Origin of the sequence: Pseudorhodoferax sp. Leaf267, from assembly GCF_001422405.1 — a bacterium.
Lineage (GTDB): Bacteria > Pseudomonadota > Gammaproteobacteria > Burkholderiales > Burkholderiaceae_C > Pseudorhodoferax.
In genome coordinates this window covers 441,061-465,643 of record NZ_LMMV01000021.1, presented here as the reverse complement: position 1 = coordinate 465,643, position 24,583 = coordinate 441,061, and the positions used below count along the sequence as shown (strand labels likewise).

General features: G+C 71.3%; 18 protein-coding genes. 12 read left to right on the top strand and 6 right to left on the bottom strand.

The window, feature by feature from the left end:
* Positions 1-92 precede the first annotated feature (92 nt).
* The 3 genes from ASF43_RS19270 to ASF43_RS19260 all read right to left on the bottom strand — a co-directional run bounded on the left by ASF43_RS19270 (position 93) and on the right by ASF43_RS19260 (position 3,173).
* Positions 93-1,310, bottom strand: a complete 1,218-nt coding sequence (locus tag ASF43_RS19270) for an acyl-CoA dehydrogenase family protein (RefSeq protein WP_056184334.1) — start codon at positions 1,308-1,310, stop codon at positions 93-95.
* Positions 1,311-1,408: 98 nt separating this feature from the next.
* Positions 1,409-2,395, bottom strand: coding sequence for a tripartite tricarboxylate transporter substrate binding protein (locus tag ASF43_RS19265; RefSeq protein WP_082497974.1), 987 nt, complete (start codon positions 2,393-2,395; stop codon positions 1,409-1,411).
* A 1-nt stretch (position 2,396) separates the two neighbouring features.
* Complete coding sequence (locus ASF43_RS19260; RefSeq protein WP_056184332.1) at positions 2,397-3,173, bottom strand: enoyl-CoA hydratase/isomerase family protein; 777 nt, start codon at positions 3,171-3,173, stop codon at positions 2,397-2,399.
* A 268-nt stretch (positions 3,174-3,441) separates the two neighbouring features.
* On the opposite strand from ASF43_RS19260, the gene ASF43_RS19255 reads away from it, so the two are divergent.
* From ASF43_RS19255 to ASF43_RS19215, 9 genes are all read left to right on the top strand, one after another.
* A complete protein-coding gene (locus ASF43_RS19255) occupies positions 3,442-4,800 on the top strand; it encodes a surface lipoprotein assembly modifier (protein ID WP_156373415.1) in 1,359 nt (452 codons plus the stop codon).
* Positions 4,801-4,958: 158 nt separating this feature from the next.
* Positions 4,959-6,635: a FecR domain-containing protein gene (locus ASF43_RS19250; protein ID WP_162241826.1), complete on the top strand. Its 1,677-nt coding sequence runs from the start codon at positions 4,959-4,961 to the stop codon at positions 6,633-6,635.
* Positions 6,636-6,652: 17 nt separating this feature from the next.
* Positions 6,653-8,827 carry a CHASE2 domain-containing protein gene (locus tag ASF43_RS19245; protein WP_082497972.1) on the top strand — a complete coding sequence of 725 codons (2,175 nt, stop codon included), beginning with the start codon at positions 6,653-6,655 and terminating at the stop codon, positions 8,825-8,827.
* A 203-nt stretch (positions 8,828-9,030) separates the two neighbouring features.
* On the top strand, positions 9,031-12,039 hold the full coding sequence (locus ASF43_RS19240; RefSeq protein WP_235578312.1) for an HD family phosphohydrolase: 3,009 nt from the start codon (positions 9,031-9,033) through the stop codon (positions 12,037-12,039).
* A 206-nt stretch (positions 12,040-12,245) separates the two neighbouring features.
* Positions 12,246-13,700 carry a HAMP domain-containing sensor histidine kinase gene (locus ASF43_RS19235; protein ID WP_056184326.1) on the top strand — a complete coding sequence of 485 codons (1,455 nt, stop codon included), beginning with the start codon at positions 12,246-12,248 and terminating at the stop codon, positions 13,698-13,700.
* Positions 13,685-15,049: a sigma-54 dependent transcriptional regulator gene (locus ASF43_RS19230; RefSeq protein WP_056184324.1), complete on the top strand. Its 1,365-nt coding sequence runs from the start codon at positions 13,685-13,687 to the stop codon at positions 15,047-15,049. The genes ASF43_RS19235 and ASF43_RS19230 overlap by 16 nt, the downstream gene beginning before the upstream one ends.
* A gap of 145 nt (positions 15,050-15,194) precedes the next feature.
* Positions 15,195-15,986 carry a hypothetical protein gene (locus ASF43_RS19225; protein ID WP_056184322.1) on the top strand — a complete coding sequence of 264 codons (792 nt, stop codon included), beginning with the start codon at positions 15,195-15,197 and terminating at the stop codon, positions 15,984-15,986.
* Positions 15,987-16,030: 44 nt separating this feature from the next.
* The gene (locus tag ASF43_RS19220; RefSeq protein WP_056184320.1) at positions 16,031-16,576 is read left to right on the top strand and encodes a hypothetical protein; all 546 of its coding nucleotides are present in this window, start codon (positions 16,031-16,033) and stop codon (positions 16,574-16,576) included.
* Positions 16,577-16,585: 9 nt separating this feature from the next.
* The gene (locus ASF43_RS19215) at positions 16,586-17,827 is read left to right on the top strand and encodes an MFS transporter (protein ID WP_082497971.1); all 1,242 of its coding nucleotides are present in this window, start codon (positions 16,586-16,588) and stop codon (positions 17,825-17,827) included.
* 281 nt (positions 17,828-18,108) lie between these two features.
* Here the strand turns inward: ASF43_RS19215 and leuD are convergent, their stop codons facing one another.
* Genes leuD through ASF43_RS19200 form a run of 3 tightly spaced genes read right to left on the bottom strand, consistent with a single transcriptional unit; the run spans position 18,109 to position 21,052 of the window.
* On the bottom strand, positions 18,109-18,744 hold the full coding sequence (leuD, locus tag ASF43_RS19210; protein WP_056184318.1) for a 3-isopropylmalate dehydratase small subunit: 636 nt from the start codon (positions 18,742-18,744) through the stop codon (positions 18,109-18,111).
* A complete protein-coding gene (gene leuC / locus ASF43_RS19205; protein ID WP_056184316.1) occupies positions 18,741-20,156 on the bottom strand; it encodes a 3-isopropylmalate dehydratase large subunit in 1,416 nt (471 codons plus the stop codon). Before leuC ends, leuD begins: the two co-directional genes overlap by 4 nt.
* Entirely contained in the window at positions 20,153-21,052 is a 900-nt protein-coding gene (locus ASF43_RS19200) for an alpha/beta fold hydrolase (protein ID WP_056184619.1), read from the bottom strand. Before ASF43_RS19200 ends, leuC begins: the two co-directional genes overlap by 4 nt.
* Before the next feature lie 99 nt (positions 21,053-21,151).
* Between ASF43_RS19200 and ASF43_RS19195 the strand changes: the two genes are divergently transcribed.
* The 3 genes from ASF43_RS19195 to ASF43_RS19185 are packed head-to-tail and all read left to right on the top strand — an operon-like array spanning position 21,152 to position 24,572.
* A complete protein-coding gene (locus tag ASF43_RS19195; protein ID WP_056184314.1) occupies positions 21,152-22,066 on the top strand; it encodes a LysR family transcriptional regulator in 915 nt (304 codons plus the stop codon).
* A gap of 38 nt (positions 22,067-22,104) precedes the next feature.
* Positions 22,105-22,560: a hypothetical protein gene (locus ASF43_RS19190; protein ID WP_200932573.1), complete on the top strand. Its 456-nt coding sequence runs from the start codon at positions 22,105-22,107 to the stop codon at positions 22,558-22,560.
* Complete coding sequence (locus ASF43_RS19185) at positions 22,557-24,572, top strand: tetratricopeptide repeat-containing protein (protein WP_056184310.1); 2,016 nt, start codon at positions 22,557-22,559, stop codon at positions 24,570-24,572. Before ASF43_RS19190 ends, ASF43_RS19185 begins: the two co-directional genes overlap by 4 nt.
* The last annotated feature ends 11 nt before the right edge of the window (positions 24,573-24,583 follow it).

Below are 24,583 nucleotides of genomic sequence, written 5' to 3'. Positions count from 1 at the left end.
CCGGCGCGCACGGTACGCAACTGGCTTTACGACCCGCGGATGCTGGGGCACGCAGTCCGGCAAAGCGGCCTTGGTCGCCGCGCCCCCCCACTTCAACGCCGCTTCGCCAGCTCCAGCTTCGCAATCGCATTGCGGTGCACCTCGTCCGGCCCATCCACGATGCGCACCGTGCGCTGATGCGCGTAGGCCTCGGCCAGCCAGAAGTCCTGGCTCACGCCCGCCGCGCCATGGGCCTGGATCGCCCAGTCGACCACCTTGCACGACATGTTGGGCGCTACGACCTTGATCATCGCGATCTCGGCGCGGGCTTCCTTGTTGCCCACGGTGTCCATCTTCCAGGCGGCGTTCAGCGTCAGCAGCCGGGCCTGGTCGATCATGCAGCGCGACTCGGCGATGCGCTCGTGCCAGACGGACTGCTCGGCCAGCCGCTTGCCGAACGCGATGCGGGCCTGCAGGCGGTCGACCATCATCTCCAGCGCGCGCTCGGCCGCGCCGATGGAGCGCATGCAGTGGTGGATCCGCCCCGGGCCGAGGCGGCCCTGCGCGATCTCGAAGCCGCGGCCTTCGCCCAGCAACATATTGGTGACCGGCACGCGCACGTTCTCCAGCAGCACCTCCATGTGGCCGTGCGGCGCGTCGTCGTAGCCGAACACCGAGAGGTGGCGCACCACGGTCACGCCCGCCGTGTCGCGCGGCACCAGCACCATGGACTGCTGCGCGTGTCGCGGCGCGTCCGGGTCGGTCTTGCCCATCACGATGTAGATCTTGCAGTCCGGGCTGCCGGCGCCAGACGAGAACCACTTGCGGCCGTTGATGACGTAGTGGTCGCCGTCGCGCACGATGGAGCACTGGATGTTGGTGGCGTCGGACGAGGCCACGGCCGGCTCGGTCATGAGGAAACCCGAGCGGATCTTGCCGGCCAGCAGCGGCTCCAGCCACTCGTCTTTCTGTGCCTCGGTGCCGTAGCGCTCGATGGTCTCCATGTTGCCGGTGTCGGGCGCCGAGCAGTTGAACACCTGGGCCGACCACGAGACGCGGCCCATCAGCTCGCACAGCGGCGCGTAGTCCAGGTTGGAGATGCCGGGCACGCCGCGGTGCTCGTGCGGCAGGAACATGTTCCACAGGCCGGCCTCGCGCGCGATGGGTTTGAGCTCCTCGATCAGCGGCGAGACCTGCCAGGCGTTGCCGGCGCGGCGGAAGGCCGCCATCTCCTCATGGTGGCGCGCCTCGTTCGGGTAGATGTGGCGGTCGAAAAAGGCCCGCATGCGTTGCAGCAGGTCGGCCGTCTTGGCGGATGGTTCGGCGAACATCGGTGTCTCCTTGCGTGAACCCGCGCTGTGTGCGCGGCCGGGCACGGTAGCACGCGCGCCGGGCCGCACGCGTCACACGCCGGACAGCCCGGCGCGCTTCAGTCCAGCCGGATGCCGGCGCGCTGCACCACCTGGCGCCACTTGGCCAGGTCGCTGCGGATCCTGCTTTCGAACTCCTGCGGCGAGCTCAAGCGCACCTCGATGCCGGCGTCCGCCATCTGGCGCGCCATCTCGGGTGTGGACATGGCTGCGCCGATCTCGCGGTGCAGCGTTTCGACGATGGCTTGTGGCGTGCCGGCAGGCGCCAGAACGCCCAGCCACAGCGTCATGTCGTAGCCCGCCATGCCGGGCGCTTCGGCGATGGTCGGCACCTGGGGCATGGCCGGCGAGCGCTTGGCACCGGTCACGCCCAGTGGGCGCAGCTTGCCGGTCTTCACGTAGTCGACGAAGTTCGACGTGGTGTCGAACATCATCGAGATGCGCCCGCCCAGGAAGTCCGCCATGGCCGGTGCGCTGCCCTTGTAGGGCACATGGGTCAGCTCGACCTGGGCCATGCTCTTGAACAGCTCGCCCGACAGATGGCTGGTCGTGCCGTTGCCGGCCGAGGCGAACGTCAGCTCGCCGGGCTTGCTGCGCGCCAGCGCGACCAGCTCGGCCACGTTCTGCGCCGGCACGCCGGGGTGCACCACCAGCAGGTTCGAGGTGCTGTGCGTGAGCGTGATCGGCACGAAGCTCTTCACGGGGTCGTAGCGCAGGCTTTTGTACAGGCTGGGGTTGATGGTCAGCGAGCCCATGGTCGCGAACAGCAGCGTGTAGCCGTCCGGCGCAGCCGTGGCCACGGCCTCGGCACCGATGCCGCCGCCCGCACCGGCCCGGTTGTCGATGACCACGCTCTGGCCCAGCCGATCGGCGAGCTTGCTGCCCATGGTGCGCGCCATGAGGTCGGTGGCGCCCCCGGCAGGGAAGGGCACCACGAGGCGGATGGGCTTGTCGGGGTAGCCGGCCGCGTGGGCGGTGGCCGCCAGGCAGAGCGCCGCGGCGCCCAGCAGCAGATGGCGGCGCGCGGTCTGGTACGTGCTGTGCACTTCAGCGGCCGGTAAAGACGGGAGGGCGCTTTTCCGCAAAGGCGCGCTGCGCTTCCTTGGCGTCGTCGGTCTTGCCGATCTGCGCCGTCATGTCCTGCTCGTAGCGGTAGCCGTCGCGCAGGCTCATGTCCTCGATCACATTCAGGGTGTGCTTGCCCATGCGCGTGGAGACCGGGCTCTTGGACGCGATGCTCTGGGCGATCTCCATGGCAGTGGCCATCAGTTCCTCGGGGGCCACGCAGGCCTCGACGATGCCCAGCCGGTACAGCTCGGCACCCGGCACGCGCATGCCCGTCAGCGCCATGCGGCGCAGGCGCGAGTGGCTGAACAATCGCATGGCATGGCGGCAGCCGCCCAGCAGGCCGACGTCCACCTCCGGCAGGCCCAGCGATGCCTTGTCCGAGGCGACCAGGATGTCGCTGGACGCCGCCATGGCCACGCCCGAGCCCAGCGCCGCCCCGTTGATGGCGCAGACCACGGGCTTGGCGCATTCGCGGATCGCGTGGAAGCACTCGCGCGTGCGGCGCGAATGGGCGGGCAGGTCGCCAGGCCCCTTGATGACGGACGCGCGGCCCTTCAGGTCGGCCCCGGCGCAGAACACCTTGCCGGCGCCGGTCAGCACCACGGCGCGCACTTCGTCCATCTCTGAGATGCGATCCAGCGCCAGCGTGAGCTCGTCGTTGAGCGTGCGCGTGAGCGCGTTGACGGGCGGCGCGTTCATCGTCAGCGTGGCCACGTGGCCGTTCAGTTCGTAGATGAGTTGGGTCAGATCGTCCATGGGGTCTCCGGTGTGCGAGAGGGCGTGGCTCCGAACACAAAAGTCTAGGGTGCGCAGCGCCTGCTGGGGCCGTGGTGGGTGGCAGGGCTGGTATGCGGATCGAGACATGTCAGGCACCTGCAGGGTGCGGCGGCAACCCGGTCGTCCGAATACGATCAAAAAATAACCTAAAGATTGGATTGGTTGTGCCGAAATCAGGAACAAATCCCTGTCCCGCAGCAAAAGAACCACCAAAAATGCACAGCTGCTTTACCGTATCCGGAGCTGTGTGCAACATCAGTCTTCTCTTTCACGCCTGCGCCCTGCAGCGCGCGCAGTCCTCGGCTGCATCCTGGCGCTGTCGGGTTTTCATGCTGCCGCCCAACTGACCGACCCTGCGGTCGAGCGCGCGCGCGCGCTCATGGCCGAAGGCCAGCCGCAAGCGGCATTTGCCATCCTGGAGCCGCTGGAGCCGGAGCGGGCGCGCGACCCTGCGTACAGCTTCCTGCTGGGCATCTCTGCACTGGACGCGGGCCACAACGCCCGCGCCATCTTTGCGCTGGAGCGCGCGGTGCTGCTCAACCCCGAGGACAACCTGGCGCGGGCCGAGCTGGCCAGGGCCTACCTGGCCGCTGGCGAAACGGCCGAGGCGCGCACCGAGCTGCGCCGTGCACGGCAGGGCCAGATGCCGGCCGAGGCCGCTGCCGCGATCGACCGGGTGCTGGGCGCCATCGACCAGGAGCCGGTGGACACCACGGCAAGCATCTGGCGCGGCTATGTGGAAGGCTTCGCCGGACACGACAGCAACGCCAACAGCGCCACGGCCGCCGGGCAGTTCGCACTGCCCGCGTTCGGCGGCATCGTGTTCGAGATGTCGCCGGAAAACCAGCGCCGCAGCGCCGCGTTCGGCGGGGCCGGTGCCGGCCTCGGCGTGCGGCTGCCACTGAACGCAGCCTGGGAACTGGAGGCTGCGGTCAACGCCCGCACCACGTTCTACCGGCATGCCGATGCGTTCGACAGCCGGTATCTGGACGCCAGCGCGGGTGTGGCGTACACGCGCGGCGCCAGCCGCTTCACCACCGCACTGCAAGGCAACCTGCAAGACATCGACCGCCAGCGCTACCGTCGCAACGCGGGCCTGAGCGCGCAATGGCAGTACACGCTGGACCGCCTCTCGCAGGTCAGCGTGTTCGCCCAGCACGGCCGGCTCGACTACGCCATCGACCCCACACGCGACGCCGACCGCACCGTCTACGGCCTCGGTTACGCCCGGGCACTGAACGAGGGCCGGCAGGTCGCCTACGGCAGCGTCTACCGCGCGCAGGAGAAACCGCGCGCCAGCGGGGTGGAGAACTACGGCCACCGCGCCGTCGGCGCGCGTGCCGGTGCAGAGGCCACGCTGACGGACCGCTGGCAGGCCTTCGCGGCGGTGCAGTACGAGCGCCGGCGCTACGGCGGCAGCGAGCCGTTCTTCGACATGGGCCGTGTGGACCGGCAGTTCGACTTCACCACCGGGCTGCACTTCAAGCCGGCGCCCGCCTGGCGCATCTCGCCCCAGCTGGCCTTCGTGCGTGCGCAGTCCAACGTGGTCCTCTTCGAATACCGGCGCGTGATCTGGCAACTGGCCGTTCGCAGGGAGTTCCCATGACCGCGCCGTCGACCCTCCGGCTGCACGCCAGCGCGTCCCGTCCTGCACCGCATCCAACCGTCCATTCCGCCATGCACCCGCCACGCCCCACCGCCCGAACCGGACGACTGCGCCTGCCACGCCTCGGTGTCCTGTGCCTTGCATTGGCGATGGCCGGCATGGCGCACGGCCAGGCCAGGCCCTCGGCCACCGTCCTGTTCGCGTCCGAAGGCGGCAGCATCATCGGCGCCGGCGGTGAGCGGCGGCCCGTGCAACAGGGCATGACGCTCACGTCCGGCGACACCATCGACACGGGCGGCGCCACGGTGCAGCTGCGCATGGTCGACGGCGCCATGATCGCCTTGCGGCCGCAGACCACGCTGCGGCTGGACGCCTACCACGTCGCGGGCGAGGGCGTCGAGGAGCGCGGCTACATGCGCCTGATCAAAGGGGGGCTGCGCACCGTGAGCGGCTTCATCGGCAAGGCCAACCCGGACAACTACCGCATGGAAACGCCGGTCGGCCTGATCGGCATCCGCGGTACCGAGTACACGGCCGTGTTGCGCGACGGGCTGACCGTCAATGTGACCAGCGGCCGCATCGCGCTGTGCAACGACAGCGGATGCAACGATGTGGCGCGTGGCATGTCGGCCTTCGCCGCCAGCCGCACGTCACAACCCACCATTTCCAGGCTGGTGTCCACCGCCGTTCCTGCAGGCAGCGGCCAGTCGGGCACGGCCACCACCGCGGGTGTTGCGAACGCGCCGGTGGCAGACGCATCCGTGCCGCCCGCGCGGCTGGCCGCCAACGAAGTCCAGGGCTATCTGCAGGCGCTGGCCGCACCGGCGTCCGAAGAGGCAGGCCCCGCCGCGCCCGCACCGGCCGACGGCGGCGGCGTGCTGACGGCGCCGCCACCGGGCCGCTTCACACCGCCCCCCGGCATGGCAGCGCCGGTCCCGGTGGTCGAACCGGAGCCGGCCGTGCCTGCACCTGCACCTGCACCTGCACCTGCACCAGGACCCGGCGGCACGGCGCCAGCGCCCACGCCTGCACCTGGCGGTGCTGCACCGGCTCCGTTGCCCGTCCCGCCCCCCCGCCCTGGCACACCACCTTCCGCGCCGTTCGTCGAATCGCCTCTGCCGTCCTCGGCCGGCACCGTGATGGCCGTCTCCAGCGACCGCGACGGCAGCACGCAGGTGGTCAGCGCAACAGGCCAACGCACCTTCGACGGCACGGCCCTGACGGAGGTGCGCGAGCGCGCGGGCTCCGGCAAGAAACTGCTGAAGGACGGCGCGGCCGTCCAGACGCATTCGGACGGCCGCATCGCCTGGGGCCGCTGGACCGACGGCAAGCACGACGTCAAAGGCAGTGAGGACGACGACGACGAAGGTGGAAAAGGGCGCGCACGGGCCTTGCACTACTTCACGTTCGCCGGCACCCCGTCTTTGCCCGTGCTGAAGAACTTCCAGTCCTTCGCATCGACGGCCACCACCATCACGTCGCGGCAGGGCCAGGTGCTGGTCACGGGCGCGGAGAACGCTGCCAGCGGTTCGCTGCGGGTCACCTTCCCGGGGCCGATCGGCGGCTTTGCCACCTTCAATCTGACGGTGCCCGTTCCAGACCAGACCTACACCCTGACCGGCACGGCGGCCCAGACGGGCAGCTTCGGCTTTGCCGGCGGCGCCCTCATCACCAGCACCGGTGCGGGTTGTGCTGCCACGTGCACCGGCGCCCTGGGCAACGGCGTAGCGGTGCGCGGCATGGTGGGCGACACCGGCAGCGCGCGGGCCGGCTTGCTGTACGGGTTTCGGAACAACCTGGGCGTGGTCTCCGGCGCCATCGTCTTCAAGCCCTGAAGCCAGGCACGGCTGCCATGACCGACTCCGAACGCGGCCCGCGCTGGGCTGTGGCCGCACGCGCCACGGGCTGGCTCGGTGGGCTGTTGCTGGCCTGTGGGCTGCTGCTGGCCGACCCTGCCTGGCTGCAGACGCTGCGCCATGCCCTGTTCGACCAGTTCCAGCGCTGGCACCCCCGCGTGTACCAGGACACCGCCGTGCGCATCGTCGACGTCGACGAAGAGAGCCTGAACCGCCTGGGCCAGTGGCCGTGGCCACGCACGCGCATGGCCGAGCTGGTCGAGCAGGCCCACCGCGGCAATGCAGCCGCCATCGGCTTCGACGTGGTGTTCGCCGAGCGGGACCGCACGTCGCCCCAGCTGGCCAGCAACCAGTGGGCGCTGTCCGCCGTGCAGCGGGTCGCGTTCGCGGCGCTGCCCGACCATGACACGGTGTTCGCGCGGGCCATGGACCACGCCCGGGTCGTGCTGGGCGTGTCGATGCTGCCCGCCACCACGGCGGGTGCGCCCGGCCAGGCCGACGCGGCGGCTCCGTCCGTGCCCATGCAGGCGCGTTTCGTGGAGGTGGGCGCCGCCGCGGCGCCGTTCCTGCCCGCTTTCGGCGGCACGGTCGGGGCGGTGCAGCCGCTGGCCGCGCACGCAGCCGGCCACGGCGCGCTCGCGTTCATGCCGGACTCGGACGGCGTGGTGCGCCGCGTGCCCACGCTGCTGCGCTCTGGCGACCAGCTCGTGCCCAGCCTGTTGACCGAGATGCTGCGGGTCGCCCAGGGCGAGCGCAACATCGTCGTGCGCAGCGCCAGCGACGGGCTGCAGCAGGTGCGCATCGGGGCGCTGACCATCCCGACGACGGCGTCGGGCGAGCTGTGGGTGCACTACACGCCGCCCGCACCGGCGCGCACCATCGCGGCCTGGAAGCTGCTCCAAGGCCAGGTGCCCGCGCACGAGCTGGACGGCAAGCTGCTGCTGCTGGGCACGTCCGCCTCGGGCCTGATGGACCTGCGCTTCGGCACGCTGGGCCAGGTCGTTCCCGGGGTGGAAGTCCATGCCCAGGCACTCGAACAGGTGCTGACGGGCCAGACCCTGGCGCGGCCCGGCTGGGCCCGTGCACTGGAGGCCCTGTGCCTGCTGTTCGGCGGCGCCACCGTAGGGGTGCTGGCCCTGCGCACGGGGCCGGCCGTGGCGGGATCAGCGACTGCGCTGGTGCTGGCCGGCCTGGCCGCCGGCGCCTGGTGGGCCTTCACCGACATGCGCTTGCTGCTGGACCCGCTGACGCCCTCGCTCGGCGTGGCCGCGGCCTTCCTGGCGCCCAGCCTGCACCGCCACCACATGAGCGAGCGGCGCCGGCGCTGGGTGTCGCAGGCGTTCTCGCGCTACGTCTCGCCCAACCTCGTGGCCCACATCGTGCAGCACCCGGAGCAACTCGCGCTCGGTGGCGACCGGCGCTGCTGCAGCTTCGTGTTCTCGGACCTGGCCGGCTTCACCGGGCTGATGGAGCGCATCGACCCTGCTGCCGCGGTCGGGCTGCTCAACGACTACCTGGACGGCATGATCGCGATCGCGTTTCGCCACCAGGGCACGCTGGACCGCATCGTCGGCGACGGCATCGCCATCATGTTCTCGGCCCCGGTGCCCCAGGTGGACCACCGCGAGCGCGCCCTGGCGTGCGCCATCGAGCTGCAGCGCTTCGCCACTGCGTTCGCGGGCCGCCAGCAGTCCGGCGGCGTGTCCTTCGGCCACACGCGCATCGGTGTGCATTGCGGCGACGTGATCGTCGGCAACTTCGGTGGCGGCACCATCTTCGACTACCGGGCACTCGGCGACCCGGTGAACACGGCCTCGCGCCTGGAGGCGGCCAACAAGCACCTGGGCACGCGGCTGTGCGTGTCGCAAGACGTGCTGGCGGCCAGCACCGGGCTGGCCATGCGTTGCGCAGGCCGGCTGGTGTTCAAGGGCAAGTCCAGGCCGCTCAAGGTCTTCCAGCCTGCCCACAACGGGCTGGACCTGCCGGCCGACCGGGCCGCCATCGCGCGCTACGAGGCCGCTTACGCACTGATGGCGCAGGAAGACCCGGGCGCACTGGCCGCGTTCGAAGCGCTGGCCCGTGAGGATGCGGCCGAGCCCCTGGTGCAACTGCACCTGGAACGCCTGCGCCGTGGCGAGCGGGGCGACATCCTCACGTTCACCGACAAGTAGCCGGCGAGGCGGCGATGGCAACGGCAACGGAGCGCGACTCGCTCAGAAATTATGCCAATTACTTGCACCATTAGTATCGTTTGGTAAGCCAAAATCGGAAGGACCCTGTGTTGGCGCAAGCCCGGTTCCGCCGGACGGCGCCGCACTGGCAAACGGAAACACATATGGCCCGGAACGGAGACAGCAGATGGGGTTTGGAGTCGGTGCTGTGCGCCGCGCTCATCGTGATCACGCTGGCCGTGACGGCGGCGCTGGTCCGCATCACCTTCGTCAAATTCGAAGCCATGTCCATGCAGAGCGGGCAGCTGGTGTTCACGCAGCAGGTCCAGCGCAGCAGCGATCTGGTCACGGGCCTGGTCGATCATGCGCGCGGCCATGTGGATGCCGTGGCGCTGGCCGTCGCGGGCCCAGGCGCGGGTGAGGAACAGGCCGCAGCGCTGCACCGCCAGTGGATCGCGGCGCTCGCCGTGGAGCGCAGCATCCAGTCTTTCCAGTTGACCAGGACCGACGGCCGCTTCTACCAGGCCGTGGCCCTGCGCGGCAACACGGCGCTGGCGCAGGCGCTGGGCGCGCCGGAAGGCGCACGCTTTGCCACGCGCACCGTGCAGGCGCCCGCCGTGGCCGGCGGCCGGCCCGAGACATGGCGCTTCCTCGACGCCGCCGGCAACCTGCTGGCCGAGCGGCACGGCAGCACGGGCTTCGATGGCTGGCAGGACCACGTGAGCACCGCCGCGGCGGCACGCGCGGACGCTCTGGTGACCAAGATCGAGCCCTTCTTCACGACGCGCGGGACCGGCATCACCGTGGCGCGCCGCCTGGCGGACGGCTCCGGCGTTGCCGCTGCGCAGATCGGCCAGGCGGACCTGGATGCGCTGTTCGCCGGCCTGTCGTATGCGCCGCATACGGTGGGCGCTCTGATCGATCCATCCGGCCGCATCGCCGCAGCGGGCGCCGGGGCAGGCGCCTCGGCCCCGGCCGCGGGTGCGCACGCGCCCGCCGTCGCGAGCGGTGCCCACGGCGCGCTTTTGGACCTGGAGCGCTGGCGGGCCGCGGGCCCGACGCCCGAGGTGCGGGTGGAGAACGTCGCCGGCGAGGCGCAGGTGATGGCGCAGTCCAGCCTGGAGTTCATGCCGGGCGAGCGCTGGCGCGTCGTGGCCTACGCGCCGGCCGCGCAGATCTTCGGCTTCATGTTCGCGGCACGCGACCGGCTGGCCTTGCTGGCCCTGCTGGTGCTGGCCACCGCGCTCTTCACGTCGCTGGTCGTGGCCAAGCGCGCCGTGGGCGCGCTGAAGGCGCTCACGCAGGACGCATTGCGCATCAGCAGCCTGGACTTCGGGCCGGCCCCGCGCGTGCGCTCGCGGCTGCAGGAGTTCAGCACGCTGGCAGACGCGCACGAGGTCATGCGCGAGTCGCTGCGCGCCGGCACGCAGGACCTGCACAGCTCGCGCCGCCGCCTGGAGGAGCTAATCGAGGCCGGGCTGTCGATGTCGCGCGAGCGGAACATGATGGACCTGCTGCACCAGATCCTGTGGGGCGCCAAGCGCCTGACGCGCTGCGATGCGGCCACGCTGTTCATCGTGACCGAGAACCGCACGCTCCGGTTCGCCCTGCGCACGCGCGACGACCCGCTGCCCAGCAACGAGATCCCGCTGGACGGCGCGGACGGACGCGAGAACCTGCACTTCGTTTCCGTCTATGCGGCGTTGCGCAACCAGCCGGTGGTGATCGAAGACGTCTACACCGAGACACGGTTCGACCTCAGCGGCACGCGCAGCTTCGACGAGCGCACGGGCTACCGCACCGTGTCGATGCTGGCCCTGCCGCTCGCGCCGCGCGAGGGCGAGGTGATCGGCGTGCTCCAGCTCATGAACGCGCTCGATCCCATCACCGGCAAGGCCGTGCCCTTCAGCGCCGAGGACGTGCAGCTGGCCATGGCCCTTGCCGCGCAGGCGGCGGTGTCGCTGGACAACCACCAGCTCGTGCAGGCGCAGGCCGGCATGGTCGACTCCATGGTGCAGCTGCTGGCCGGCGCCATCGACGCCAAGAGCCCCTACACCGGCGGCCACTGCGCGCGCGTGCCCGAACTGGCCGTGATGCTGGCCGAGGAGGCGACCCGCGTGCAGGAAGGTCCGCTGGCCGCCTTCCGCTTCGAGACGCCGGACCAGTGGCGCGAGTTCCGCATCGGTGCCTGGCTGCATGACTGCGGCAAGATCACCACGCCCGAGTATGTGGTCGACAAGGCCACCAAGCTGGAGACGCTGTACGACCGCATCCACGAGATCCGCACGCGCTTCGAGGTGCTGTGGCGCGACGCCGAGATCGACCACCTGAAGAGCTGCCTGATCGGCGGCGACATGGCGGCGTCCCGTGCGCAGCGCGACGAGCGGCATGCGCAATTGCAGGAAGACTTTGCGTTCGTGGCCCGCTGCAACGTGGGCGCCGAGTCCATGGACCCAGCGCACGTGACGCGGCTGCACAGCATCGGCAGCCAGATCTGGTGGCGCCATTTCGACGACCGGGCAGGGCTGAGCCACGAGATGATGGCGCTGCTCGAAGGCGTCGCCGCATCGCCCCTGCCGGCCATGGAGCAGCTGCTGCAGGACAAGCCGCAGCACATCGTGCCGCGCCCGGCCACGCCGGTGGCCGACCCGGCGCACGGCTTCAAGATGGACATCCCCGAGCATCTGTACAACCGGGGCGAGCTGCACAACCTGGCGGTGCGCAGCGGCACGCTCACGCCGGAGGAGCGCTACAAGATCCAGGAGCACATCACGCAGACCATCCTGATGCTGGAGTCCATGCAGTTCCCGAAGAACTTGCGCCGCGTGCCCGAGTACGCCGGCACCCACCATGAGACGCTCAAGGGCAATGGCTACCCGCGCCAGCTGACGGCCGAGCAGCTGTCGGTGCCGGCGCGCATCATGGCGGTGGCCGACATCTTCGAGGCCCTGACCGCGGCAGACCGGCCCTACAAGAAGTCCAAGTCGCTGTCGGAGGCCGTGCAGATCCTGTGGGGCTTCAAGCGCCGCGGCCACATCGACGCGGACATCTTCGACCTGTTCCTGACGTCCGGCGTGTACTTGCGCTTTGCGCGCAAGTACCTGAGCCCCGAGCTGGTGGACCATGTGGACATCTCCCGATTCCTGGGGCCCGTGCCCGCGACCGCAGGGGCGGATGCGCGCAGCGCAGATGGGCATCGCCTGAAGACGTGAGCGCCTGCCGGCCCGTGTGCATCGAGGCCGGCGCCGCTAGGCGGAAGGGGCCGCGTCCGACACGCAGGGCGGCCGGGGCCGCGCCGGGGAGCGGTACAGTTTTGCCCACGCTCCACGCCGCGCACCATGCACCCCTCGACACCACGCGCACGCGGCAACCATCTCCCACCCTGGCGGCCGGCCTACCAGGCTGAACGGCCCGGCGCATGCGCTCGCTGAGGACGCAACTGACGCTGTTCGGCGCCTTGCTGCTGGCCTTGTGCGCCACGCTGGCCGTGGTCATGGTCGTGCTCTACCGCAGCAGTGCCGGCGCGCAGGTGGACGCTGGCCGGGCGGCGGCGCAGCAGTCCTGCGCGGCGATCGCGGCCCGCTATGCCAGGTCGGTGCCCGGCCCCACGTCCGCGGCGCCGCAGCTCGATCTGCTGCAGGTGCTGCTGCAGCTGGTGCTGCGCGAGACGCCGCATGTGGAGGGCGGCATCTGGCAGGCGCAGGGCGGGCTGCTGGCCTATGCCTACCCCACCTACGAGGGCACCGGCGTCAAGCGCGATGTGCCGGCCGCCGAGCAGCCGCTGATCGTGGAGCTGGCGCAGCAGGCCGCGCGCACGCAATCACCGCAGCTGGACATCGTGCGCGGCACGCGCGAGGCCTTGATCGTCGCTTCCTGCCCGCTGGCCGCCCCGGGCCAGGACCTGGCCGCCTGGACCATGACGCGCACGCATGCCGGCGCGCTGGCCGCGCAGGGCAGCCTGTACACCGGCCTGGCCGTGCTGCTGGTGGTGGCGCTGGTCTCGGCGCTGTGGCTGGGGCTGATCCTGCGGCGCGGCCTGCGCCATGTGGAGCAGCTCGAAGGCCAGCTCGTGCGCGCCCAGGGCGACGGCGTGCCCGAGCTGGCCCGCACCGGCGTGCAGGAGCTCGACCGCATCGTCGACAGCTTCAACCGCTACCGCGCGCGCTTCGAGCAGGCGCGCGCGCAGCTGCAGCAGGCGGCGCAGCAACGCAGCCGCGACCAGCGCCTGGCTGCGCTGGGCCGCATGACCGGCGGCATCGCGCACGAGATCCGCAACCCGATTGCGGCCATGCGGCTCAAGGCCGAGAACGCGCTGGCCGCCGCGCCCGAGCGCCAGGGCGCCGCGCTGCAGGCCATCGTCGGCCAGATCGACCGGCTCGAGGGCCTGGTGCAAAGCCTGCTGGCCCTGGTGCAGCCCGTCACGCTGGCGCCGCAGCGCGTCGACCTGCCGGCCTGGCTGGCCGAGCGGCTGGCGGGCGTGCAGCCGCAGGCGGCCGAGCGGGGCGTGCGGCTTGCGCTGCAGGGCGGCGCACCGGGCACCGCGCGCTTCGACCCCGTGCACCTGGCCCGCGCCACCGACAACCTGCTGGACAACGCCGTGCGCCACACGCCGACGGGCGGCACAGTCGCGCTGTCGGCGCACCACACGGCCGCCGGCACGCTGCTGCTGCGCGTGGACGACAACGGCGCGGGCGTGTCCGAGGCGCTGCTGCCCCAGCTGTTCGAGCCCTTCGCCACCGGCCGCGCCGACGGCACCGGCCTGGGCCTGGCGCTGGCGCGCGAGGTGGCGCTGGCGCATGGCGGCGAGCTGCGCCATGTGGCGCTGGCGCCCGGTGCCCGCTTCGAACTGGAGATCCCATGGCACGCCTCTTGATCGTCGACGACGACCGGGCTTTTCGCGAAACGCTGGCCGAGACGCTGGACAGCCTGGGCCACGAGGCGGTGCAGGCCGCCAGCGGCGAGCAGGCCCTGGCGGTGGCAGCCGCCAGCCGCTTCGACGCCGTGTTCCTGGACCACCGCATGCCCGGCATAAACGGCCTGGACACGCTGGCCGCGCTGCGCGCCCGGCTGCCGCGCCTGCCGCCCGTGGTGGTGCTCACGGCCTACGCCAGCGGCGGCAACACCATCGAGGCCATGCGCCTGGGCGCCTTCGACCATCTGACCAAGCCGATCAGCCGCCAGTCCGTCGTCGACGTGCTGGCCCGCGCGCTGCGCAGCGAGGCGCCGGCCGAGGCGACGCGGCCCGCGCCCGCCGAGCCGCACGACACGGACGAGCTGGTCGGCCTCAGCGAGGCCATGCGCGAGGTGCACAAGCGCATCGGCCTGGCCGCCGCCAGCGCGGCCCCGGTGCTGGTGCTGGGCGAAACCGGCAGCGGCAAGGAGATGGTGGCGCGCGCGCTGCACCGGCATTCGGCGCGCGCCCAGGGGCCGTTCGTGGCCATCAATTGCGCCGCCATCCCCAAGGAGCTGCTGGAAAGCGAGCTCTTCGGCCATGTGCGCGGCGCCTTCACGGGGGCCACGGCCGACCGGCCCGGCTGCTTTCGCGCGGCCGACGGCGGCGTGCTGCTGCTCGACGAGATCGGCGACATGGCGCCCAGCGTGCAGGCCAAGATCCTGCGTGCGCTGCAGGAGGGCGAGGTCACGCCGCTGGGCGGCCACCGCACGGTGAAAGTCGATGTGCGCGTGGTGGCCGCCACGCACCGCGACCTGGCGCTGGCCGTGCAGGGCGGCAGCTTCCGCGAAGACCTGTTCTACCGGCTGAACGTGCTGGCCGTGCGCCTGCCGCCTTTGCGCGAGCGGCTGGCCGACATCATTCCGCTGGCCGAGCACTTCCTGCGCCGCGCCGCGGCCCGGCAGGACGGCGGCGCGCCCAAGGCCTTGTCGGCCGGCGCGGCACAGGCGCTGCTGCGCCACCGCTGGCCCGGCAACGTGCGCGAGCTGCGCAACCTCATGGAGCGCTGCCAGGCTCTGGTGCGCCACCGCGTGGTGGACGCGGCCGATCTGGCGCTCGAGGGCGACGCGGGCAGCGCGGGGCAGGGCGACACAGCGCTGCCGGCCGCATGGCTGGAGGGCAGCCTGCCGGCCACGGTGGAGCGGCTCGAGCGCGTGCTGATCGCCCAGGCCTTGTCGCGCAGCGGGGGCAACCGCGCCGAGGCCGCGCGCCTGCTGGGCATCCACCGCCAGCTGCTCTACCGCAAGATGGCGCAATACGGCATGGGTTGAACTGCGTCCGCAAAGCGGACACCACCTGTCCCGCAAACATCCAGCCTCGCGCATGGCGGGCCCCGAAGAGCGTTGATTCACAAGGACATCGCAGCTGGCATGCGGCTTGAGTGCCTGCAGGGCATCCCCTCATCGGAGCCACGCCATGCGACACCTTCGCCACCCTCTTGCCATCGCCGCGCTGCTGCTCGGCGCCAGCGCCTTCGCGCAGCAACCGCCGCCGCCTGCGCCTGCAGCGCCCCCGCCTGCCGGCATGGCCGCACCAGCCGATGCCAGCGCGGCCGCCCCCGTCGCCGCGGGCAAGGTACAGCGCTGGCTGCTCAACCCGAACGGCGAGGTCGACGGCTTCCTGCTGGCCGACGGCACGCAGGTCGCCTTCGCGCCGCACCTGTCGGCCGCGCTGCTGCAGGCCGTGAAGCTGGGCGACGCGGTGCAGGTCAGCGGCTGGCGCACGCCCAACCTGCCCAATGTGCGTGTCGTGCGCGCGGCCAGCGTGCAGGCCAGCGCCAGCGGCCGCAGCGTCGTGGACACGCCGCCGGTGCCCGGCGCCCGCGCCCCGCGCGAGAGCGGCGCGCTCACCGCCATGAGCGCCAGCGGCCGTGTGGCCCAGGTGCTCTACACCGACCGCGGCGACGCCAACGGCGTCCTGCTGGACAGCGGCAGCATCGTGCGCTTCGGCCCGCGCCGCGGCGCGGCACTGCTGCCCAGCCTGCAGGTCGGCAGCACCGTGCATGCGCGCGGCTGGGGCAGCCGCGGCGAGCAGGGCAGCGCGCTCGAAGCCACGGCCATCGGCCCCACGGCCGACACCATGCAGGAGCTGTTCGCAGGCCCCGGCCAGCAGCCGGGGCCGCCGGGCGGCCCACGTGGCCCCAGGGGGCCGCGTGGCCCGCAGCCGCCCATGGCCGGCCAGCCCATGCCGCCGCCGCCCGCGTCCTGATCTCCACCTCTTTTCTTCATCGCTTCACTCCGAGGATTTCCAACATGCCCCGTCCCCATCACGACACCGACGTCTGGTCCGTCGAAGGCCGCTTCCAGCATCTGGTCTACAGCCCCAAAGGCGGCATCGAAGGCCTGCTCATCGACACCGACGGCATCGCCACGCAGTTCGTCGTCGACCCGCACGAGGCGCCCGTGGTCGACCAGCTGCTGGCCCTGCAGGCGGGCCAGGCCCTGGTCGTCGAAGGCCGCAAGACCGGCCCGTCGCCCAAGGGCGAGGGCGATCACGTCGTCTACCGCTTCGAACGCCTGGCGGCCATCGACGGCAAGGAACCCACGGCGCCGCGGCGCGACGCCAAGGTGCATGGCACCGTGGCGCGGTTCAACTTCGCCAAGCACGGCGTGCCCAATGGCGTGGTGCTGGACACCGGCGACTTCGTCCACACCCGGCCCGACGGCCTGGAGCGTCTGCAGCTGAAGATCGGCGACACGGTCAAGGCCGAGGGCGCCGCCCACTCGCTGGCCACGGGCAGCGGCCGCGTGATCGAGGCGCGCACCGTCAACGGCCAGCACGTCGCGCCCGCGCTCTGAGCCAGCGCCATGGCCGCCGCCCCAACCTCCCTGCTGGCCCTGACCTGGCTGGCCTTCTTCATGGCCGACGTGCGCGACGGCCTGGGGCCGTTCCTCGCCACCTACCTGCAGGAAAGCGGCGTGCAGCAGGAGCTGATCGGCTACACCATGACGGCCGGTGGCCTGGCGGCAGTCGCCATGACACCGCTGGCCGGCGCCTGGGTCGACAACAGCCGCGCCAAGCGGGCGCTGACGGTGGTGGCCGCGCTGGCCGTGACGGCGGCCAGTGCCGTGGCGTTCACAACATTGGCCGGCCCCTTGCTGGTCGCCTCGCAGGTGGTGACGGGCATGGCCGGCGCCGTGCTGGGCGCGACCATGGCCGCGCTCACGCTGGGGCTGGCGCGCGCCAGCGGCTTCAAGCACCAGGTGGGCCGCAACGAGGCCTGGAGCCATGCCGGCAACATGCTCTCGGCCGTCTGCGCCGGGCTGGCCGCGCACTGGCTCGGGGCGCCGTGGATCCTCGTGGTCATGGCGGTGATGGCGGCGGGCATGCTGGTCTCGGTGCTGGCCATCCGCCCTGCCGACATCGACCATGCCGCGGCGCGTGGCGACGAGTCGGCCGATGCGCCGCCGCGCGCGGCGGACGACCCGGACGCCGGTGGCGTCGGCGCGCTGCTGCGCAACCGGCCGCTGCTGCTGTTCGCGCTGGCCTGCGCGCTGTTCCACCTGGGCAACGCGGCCATGCTGCCGCTCTTGAACCAGCGCCTGGCCGCGACGGTGGCCGACTCCGCGCCGCTGCTGTGGACGGGCATCGCTATCGTCGTGGCGCAGGCCACCATGGTGCCGGTGGCGCTGTGGGTTTCGCGCAGCAAGCGCTTCGACGTGGCGTGGTTCGTCTACGCCGCCATCCTGATGCTGCCGCTGCGCGGGCTGCTGGCCTATGCGTTCACCAGCGCGTGGAACAACATCCCCGTGCAGATCCTCGACGGCCTGGCCGCCGGCGCGCTGGGCGTGGCCACGCCGCTGCTGGTGCAGCGCTACACCGCGGGCAGCGGGCGCTTCAACACGGCGCTGGGCTTCGTGATGACGCTGCAGGGCATCGGCGCCGCGCTGAGCCCAGGCGTGGCCAACGTGATCGTGGGGCGTGCGCTGCACTTCGGCCCGGCCTTCGTGTGTCTGGCCGGGGCGGCCGTGCTCGCCTTGCCGCTGTTCTGGTGGGCCGAGCGTTCGGTGAAAGGCTGCGAAGTCCGCGGGGCTGTGCGCATGGCGTGAACCCGCAGACCGTGCCTTCCCAGTGCCCCGGCTGAGGGGATGACGCGACCTGCACGTTGCTGAACTCGAAGGAGTTCACGACCATCGGCGCTTCCTTCGCCATGCGGCGGTAGTCGGCCCGGCCGAAGCGCATGGCGCCATGGCCGCTCACCGGCATCGAAGGCTCGGTCATCAGGCTCTCGGCCGTTGCCGTGTGAGAAGCCGGCACTGGCTCTATAGGCCCACCAGCCTGTCGCCTGATTTTTCTGCATGCGATGGCCGGATCTGCCGCCGTGGCCCGTTCAGCGCAGCGCCAGCCGCTGCTGCGTCAGCGCCGCCACATCGCGCAGCCACGGCCGCCGCGCCCAATGCTGCTGCGCGAACGCTTCGATCTGCTGCTGGTAGGTCAGCGACAAACCGATGCTGTCCAGCCCTTCCAGGAACATGCGCCTGTGCCGCGGCAGCAGGTCGAAGCCGGCCTGCACGCTGCGGCTGCGCAGGGTCTGGGCCGCGATGTCGATGGCGACTTCGTTGTGCGCCGCGTCCTCCGCGTCCGCCATGAGCCGCTCGATGTCCGCCTGCGGCAGCGTGACCAGCAGCAGCCCGTTGTTCATGGCGTTGGAATGGAAGATCTCCGCGTAGCTGGGCGCGACCACGGCGCGGATGCCGAACTGCTGCAGGCCCCACACGGCGTGCTCGCGGCTGGAGCCGCAGCCGAAGTTGGAGCCGCCGACAAGGATCTCCACGCCCGCGTAGGCGGGCTGGTTCAGCACGCAGTCCGGCCGCGGCCGGCCCTGCGCGTCGAAGCGCAGGTCGTAGAGCAGGCCCTCCTTCAGGCCCCTCTTGTCGATGCCCCGCAGGAACTGCTTGGGCATGATCTGGTCGGTGTCCAGGTTCTCAATGCGCAGGGCGGCGGCGCGGCCTTCGATGGTGGTCATGCGCGTGGCTCCAGGGTCCTGACGTCGGTGATGCGGCCGGTGACGGCGGCTGCAGCGGCCATGGCCGGGCTCATCAAATGCGTGATGGCGCCGCGGCCCTGGCGGCCTTCGAAGTTGCGGTTGGTGGTGGACGCGCAGCGCACGCCGTCGGCCAGCACGTCGTCGTTCATAGCCAGGCACATGGAGCAGCCGGGGTTGCGCCATTCGAAGCCGGCCTCCAGGAACAGCCGGTCCAGGCCCTCGGCCTCGGCTTCGGCTTTCACGGCGCCCGAGCCCGGCACGACCATGGCGCGCACGCCGCCTGCCACATGGCGGCCACGCACCACGCCGGCGGCGGCGCGCAGGTCTTCGATGCGGCCATTGGTGCACGAGCCGATGAACACGTGCTGGATGGGCGTGCCGGCCAGGGCCGCGCCGGCCGGCAGCTGGGTGTAGGCCATCGCGCGCTCGGCGCTGCTGCGCTGCGGGCCGGCGGGCAGGTCGGCCAGCTGCGGCACATGGCCGTCGATCGGCGCCACCTGGTCGGGGCTGGTGCCCCAGGTGACCTGCGGCGCGATGCCGCTGGCATCGAAGACGTGTTCGGCGTCGAAGGCGGCGCCCACGTCGGTGTGCAGGTCCTGCCAGGCGGCCAGGGCCGCATCGCGGTGCGGGCCGGCCAGATCGGGCGCACGGGCCAGCACGTAGTCGATGGCTTTGTGGTCGGGCGCGATCAGTGCGCCACGCGCGCCGGCTTCTACCGTCATGTTGCACAGCGTGAAGCGGGCCTCGACCGACAGCGCATCGATGGCGCTGCCGCTGTACTCGACCACGTAGCCGCGTGCGCCCTGGGCGCCGATGCGGCCGATCACGTGCAGCACCAGGTCCTTGGCGGTGGTGCCTGCGGGCAGTTGGCCGTCGATGCGGATGTGCATGCTCCTGGCGACGCGGTAGACCAGGGTCTGCGTGGCCAGCACGTGCTCAACCTCGGTGGTGCCGGTGCCGAAGCCCAGGGCGCCCAGCGCGCCGTAGGTGGTGGTGTGGCTGTCGCCGCAGATGATGACCATGCCGGGGCGCACCATGCCGTGCTCGGGCGCGATCACGTGCTCGATGCCCTGCAGCGCGTCGTTGGTGTCGAACAGCGGGATGCCGAAGTGTTCGCAGTTCTTCCTGAGGTTGCTGGCCTGCAGGGCCGAGGCGGTGTCGGCGATCACGCGGATCCTGCCGGGGTGCGTGGGAATGATGTGGCTGACCACGGCCACGTTCTGGCCCGGCATGGGCACGCCGCGGCCTTGCGCGTAGAGGCCGGCGAAGGCCTGCGGGCTGGTGTACTCGTTCATGAGGTGCAGGTCGCAGAACAGCAGGATGTTCTGTTCGTCGAGCGCGGCCACGGTGTGCGTGTGGACGAGCTTTTGGTAGAGGGTGCGGGCGGTCATGTCGTGCTCAAGAAAGGAAGGGCCTGGGCCAGCAGCGCGTCGGGCGCTTCCTCGGCGATGTAGTGGCCGCAGGGCAGGGGCTCGCCGCGCACATCCAGTGCCACGCGGCGCCATTCGTCCAGCGGCTGGAAGCAGCGGTGCACCACGCCGTCCGCGCCCCACAGCGCGAGCAGCGGCGCGGCCAGGCGCGTGCCGGCGTCGCGATCGGCACGGTCGTGGTCCAGGTCGATGCCGGCGCTGGCGCGGTAGTCCTCGCAGATGCCGTGCGCCGTGCCGGGCAGGGCCAGCGAGCGCGCGTACTCGGCCAGCGCGCGCGGGTCGAACGGCGCCAGGCCCGCACTGCGCCGGCCCATGACCTCGCGCACGTAGGCGGCGGGGTCGGCCTCGATCAGGCGCTCGGGCATCGGCGCGGGCTGGATCAAAAAGAACCAGTGCCAATAGGCGCGCGCGAAGGCTTCGCTGGTCTGCTCGTACATGGCCAGCGTGGGCGCGATGTCCAGCAGCACCAGGCGGCGCACGGCGGCGCCGTGGTCCAGCGCGAGACGGTGCGCCACGCGGGCGCCACGGTCGTGCGCCAGCACGTCGAAGCGCGCATGGCCCAGCGCCTGCATCACGCGCAGCATGTCGCGCGCCAGCGTGCGCTTGCTGTAGTTGGCGTGGTCCGCGTCGCCAGCGGGCTTGGACGAGTCGCCGTAGCCGCGCAGGTCGGCCAGCACCAGCGTGAAGCGCTCGGCGAGCGTGGGCGCCACCTTGTGCCAGATCGCATGCGTCTGCGGGTGGCCGTGCAACAGCAGCAGCGGTGCGCCCCGGCCGCCCGTGCGCACGCGGATGTGCACGCCCGCGTCGGTGGTGATGTCCTGGGTGGAGAAGCCGGGGAAGAGGTCGGTGGGGCGCATGTCGTCCTGTGGGTTCAAACGCGGTGGGTGCATCGTAGTCGTGAATACCGGAACCATAATGCGACCGAAAGGCAGTTGTTCAGTGCCTGAAAGTCATCAATGGATGGGTTCTCCGACCTCGCGTTTTTCGCCCAGGTGGCCAGGTGCGCCAACCTGACCGAGGCCGCGCAGCAGCTCGGCATCACGCCGCCGGCCGTCAGCAAGCGGCTGGCCGGCATCGAGCGGCGCCTGGGCGTGCGGCTCTTGCAACGCACGACGCGGCGCGTGGGCCTGACGCCCGAGGGCGAGACCTACCTGGTCGAGGGCGCGCGCGTGCTGGCCGAGCTGGAGGCGCTGGAGCGCACCGTGTCCGGCAGCCAGGCCGTGCCCAAGGGCCAGATGCGCGTGGCGGCCACGCTGGGCTTTGGCCGCAAGCACCTGGCGCCGGCGCTGTCCGCGTTTGTTCGGCGCTTTCCCGACGTCGAGGTGCAGCTGCAGCTGACGGACCGCCCGGTCGACCTGGTGGCGCAGGGGCTGGACCTGCAGATCCGCCTGGGCGAACTGCCGGATTCCACGCTCACGGCCCGGTTGCTGGCGCGCAACCGGCGCGTGCTGTGCGCGTCTGCAGCCTACCTGCACAAGGCCGGCACGCCGGAGCATCCGCGCGAACTGGCGCAACACGCGTGCCTCTTCATCCGCGAGAACGACGAGACCTTCGGTACCTGGCACCTGACGGCTGGCACGCGCTCGGAGACGGTCAAGGTGCGCGGGCCGCTGGCCGCGAACGACGGCGAATGCGTGGTGGGCTGGGCGCTGGACGGCCACGGCATCCTGATGCGCTCGCTGTGGGAGGTGGCGCCGCTGCTGCGCTCGGGCCGGCTGCGGCTGGTGCTGCCGCAGTGGGCGCTGCCGCCGGCGGACATCTACGCGGTGTTCCCGACCAGGAGCCACCTGTCGGCGAAGACGCGGGCGCTGGTGGACGATCTGCTGGCGGCGTTCGCTGTCCACCGCACAGCGGAAGACGGCGGCTGGTAGGCCGGGCGCCGGCCTTGATCCGGTGCTGCATTTGCTTCATGCTCCACCCCCCGGCGCCGGGCGCCACGCCCGCCCCCCACCACCAGGAGCCCAGCATGCGCCAGCGCTACCGACGCAAACCCGACCAGGCCGTGACCGCCGTGCAACTGAGGCTGGACACTGACGGCTTGCGCTACACCAAGTGGGGCGACACCCAGCGCGCAAGCAGAAACGACTGGCTGGTCGACAACGGTGGCGACGTCTACACCGTGGCGGCCGACAGCTTTGCCGCCACCTACCGCGAGCTGAGCCCCGGCCGCTGGCTCAAGACGGCGCCTGTCTGGGCCGAGCGTGCCGACCAGGCCGGCAGCGTGGCGACCAAGGAGGGCCGCACGCACCATGAGGCCGGCGACTGGCTGGTGTCCAACAACGAGGACGGCAGCGACGCCTACGCGATCAGCGCGGCCAGGTTCGCCGCCCTGTACGAGCCCGACCAGGACGGCAGCGCGCCATGACGCGCGCCTTCGTGATCCGCGGCTTCGGGGTCAAGAAGGACTCGGCCGGGCAGGCCATCGATTTCGAGCAGGTGCATGCGCAGTTGATCGCGCCGGCCCTGCAGCGCTGCGGCCTGGCCGGCAGCACCACGACGGAGATCGTGGACGCCGGCAACATCCGCGCCGACATGTTCGCGCTGATCCTGGAGGCCGACCTGGTGGTGTGCGACATCACCGTGCACAACGCGAACGTGTTCTACGAGCTGGGCGTGCGCCATGCGCTGCGCAAGAAGTGCACGGTGATGATCAAGGGCGACATCTCGCAGGACACCACGCCGTTCGACCTGTCGACCGACCGTTACCTGAAATACGAGGTGGCCCATCCGGCAGCGGGCGTGGATGCGCTCGTGGCCACCATCGAGGCCAGCCTGCGCTCGAACCGCGAGACCGACAGCCCGATCTTCCTGATGATGCCGGCGCTGCCCGAGGCCGACCCGTCGGCTGTGACGCTCGTGCCGCTGGACTTCATCGAGGAGGTCGAGCGCGCGGCCAAGTCGCGCGACAAGGGCTGGTTGCGCGTGATCGCGCAGGACCTGGCCGGCCAGCGATTCCAGCGCCAAGGGCTGCGCCGCGTGGCCCAGGCGCAGTGGCGGCTGAAAGACTGGGAGGGCGCGCGCAAGAGCTGGGAGACGCTGCGCACCACCCGGCCCGACGACATTGCGGCCAACCTGGCGCTGGCCAACATCTACGAGCGCCTGTACCGCGACAGCGGCAGCGACGCGCAGCTGGAGTCGTCCAACCAGGCCGTGCGCCGCGTGCTGGACAACGAGCACACCAGCAACACGGAGCGCGCCGAGGCCCTGGCGCTGCAGGGCCGCAACCTCAAGACGCTGTGGCGCGCGCGCCTGGCCGGCGCCAGGGACCCGGCGGCCGCACGGCTGGCGGCCCTGGACGCACGGGTGCTGCAGTCCTACGAGGCTTACCGCGAAGCCTTCCATGGCGACCTGAACGCGTTCTACCCGGGGCTGGCCGCGCTGCAGATGGGCCACATCCTGCTGTTGCTGGCGGCGCTGCCGACCTGGCGCAACCTGTTCAAGGGCAACAAGAAGGAAGCCGACCGCGCGCGCGAGGACCTGGAATCTGCACTGCCAGCGCTGGCGCATGTCGTGGCGGCTTCGATCCAGCGCACCATCGCACTGTCGCCCGATGACGCGTGGGTGCGCATTGCCGACGCAGACCTGCTGTTCCTGACCTTGCCCGAGGAAGAGCTGCAGGCCGACAACTCGGCGCTGGTGCAGGCCTACCGTGATGCCGTGCCGGCAGGTGACCCGTTCGCCTACGACGCGGTCACGGGCCAACTGAAGTTGTTCGCGCAACTGGGCCTGCGTGCGGACGCGGTGCAGGCCATCGTGCAGGCGCTCGATGCGCCCACCCGATCGGAGCCTGGCCATCTGGTGGTGTTCGCCGGCCATGGCATCGACAGGCCCGGCAAGCCGCCGCGCTTCCCGGCCAGCGCCGAGGCACAGGCGCGCAAACTCATCGGCGAGCGGCTGGCAGCCCTGCAACAGACCGCGACCGGGACCACGGCGCTGACCGTGTTGGCCAGCGCTGCGCCAGGTGCCGACATCCTGGCCCACGAACTGTGCCGCGACATGCAGGTGGCGGCCCGGCTCTGCCTGCCGATGCCGCAGGACGCCGTGGCGCAGCAGGTCTTCCCGGACGCCGACCACTGGCGCACACGCTTCCTGAAGGTCGTGGAAGCCCGTCAACAGGGCCGGCTGCAACTGTCCATCGACGCCGAGCTGCCGCGCTGGCTGCAGGGCCGGCCCGGCATCGACACCTGGGAGCGCGGCAACCGCTGGGTGATGCAGCTCGCGCAGTCCTGGGGCGCGAGCCGCGTCACGCTGCTGGTGCTGTGGGATGGCCAGGACAACGGCAAGACCGGTGGCACGGCGCACATGGTGCGCATGGCCAAGGCCAGCGGCCAATTCGAGCTGGACGTGATCGACAGCCGCCAACTGCTCGCGCCCTGACCCTCAGGCAG

Coding starts and splice junctions, on each gene's coding strand:
- leuD (WP_056184318.1), bottom strand. CDS start 18,744: ATGACCACCATCGAAGGCCGCGCCGCCGCCCTGCGCATTGAGAACCTG.
- ASF43_RS19250 (WP_162241826.1), top strand. CDS start 4,959: ATGGCGCACGGCCAGGCCAGGCCCTCGGCCACCGTCCTGTTCGCGTCC.
- ASF43_RS19235 (WP_056184326.1), top strand. CDS start 12,246: ATGCGCTCGCTGAGGACGCAACTGACGCTGTTCGGCGCCTTGCTGCTG.
- ASF43_RS19270 (WP_056184334.1), bottom strand. CDS start 1,310: ATGTTCGCCGAACCATCCGCCAAGACGGCCGACCTGCTGCAACGCATG.
- ASF43_RS19185 (WP_056184310.1), top strand. CDS start 22,557: ATGACGCGCGCCTTCGTGATCCGCGGCTTCGGGGTCAAGAAGGACTCG.
- ASF43_RS19195 (WP_056184314.1), top strand. CDS start 21,152: ATGGATGGGTTCTCCGACCTCGCGTTTTTCGCCCAGGTGGCCAGGTGC.
- ASF43_RS19245 (WP_082497972.1), top strand. CDS start 6,653: ATGACCGACTCCGAACGCGGCCCGCGCTGGGCTGTGGCCGCACGCGCC.
- ASF43_RS19260 (WP_056184332.1), bottom strand. CDS start 3,173: ATGGACGATCTGACCCAACTCATCTACGAACTGAACGGCCACGTGGCC.
- ASF43_RS19200 (WP_056184619.1), bottom strand. CDS start 21,052: ATGCGCCCCACCGACCTCTTCCCCGGCTTCTCCACCCAGGACATCACC.
- ASF43_RS19190 (WP_200932573.1), top strand. CDS start 22,105: ATGCTCCACCCCCCGGCGCCGGGCGCCACGCCCGCCCCCCACCACCAG.
- ASF43_RS19215 (WP_082497971.1), top strand. CDS start 16,586: ATGGCCGCCGCCCCAACCTCCCTGCTGGCCCTGACCTGGCTGGCCTTC.
- leuC (WP_056184316.1), bottom strand. CDS start 20,156: ATGACCGCCCGCACCCTCTACCAAAAGCTCGTCCACACGCACACCGTG.
- ASF43_RS19230 (WP_056184324.1), top strand. CDS start 13,685: ATGGCACGCCTCTTGATCGTCGACGACGACCGGGCTTTTCGCGAAACG.
- ASF43_RS19225 (WP_056184322.1), top strand. CDS start 15,195: ATGCGACACCTTCGCCACCCTCTTGCCATCGCCGCGCTGCTGCTCGGC.
- ASF43_RS19220 (WP_056184320.1), top strand. CDS start 16,031: ATGCCCCGTCCCCATCACGACACCGACGTCTGGTCCGTCGAAGGCCGC.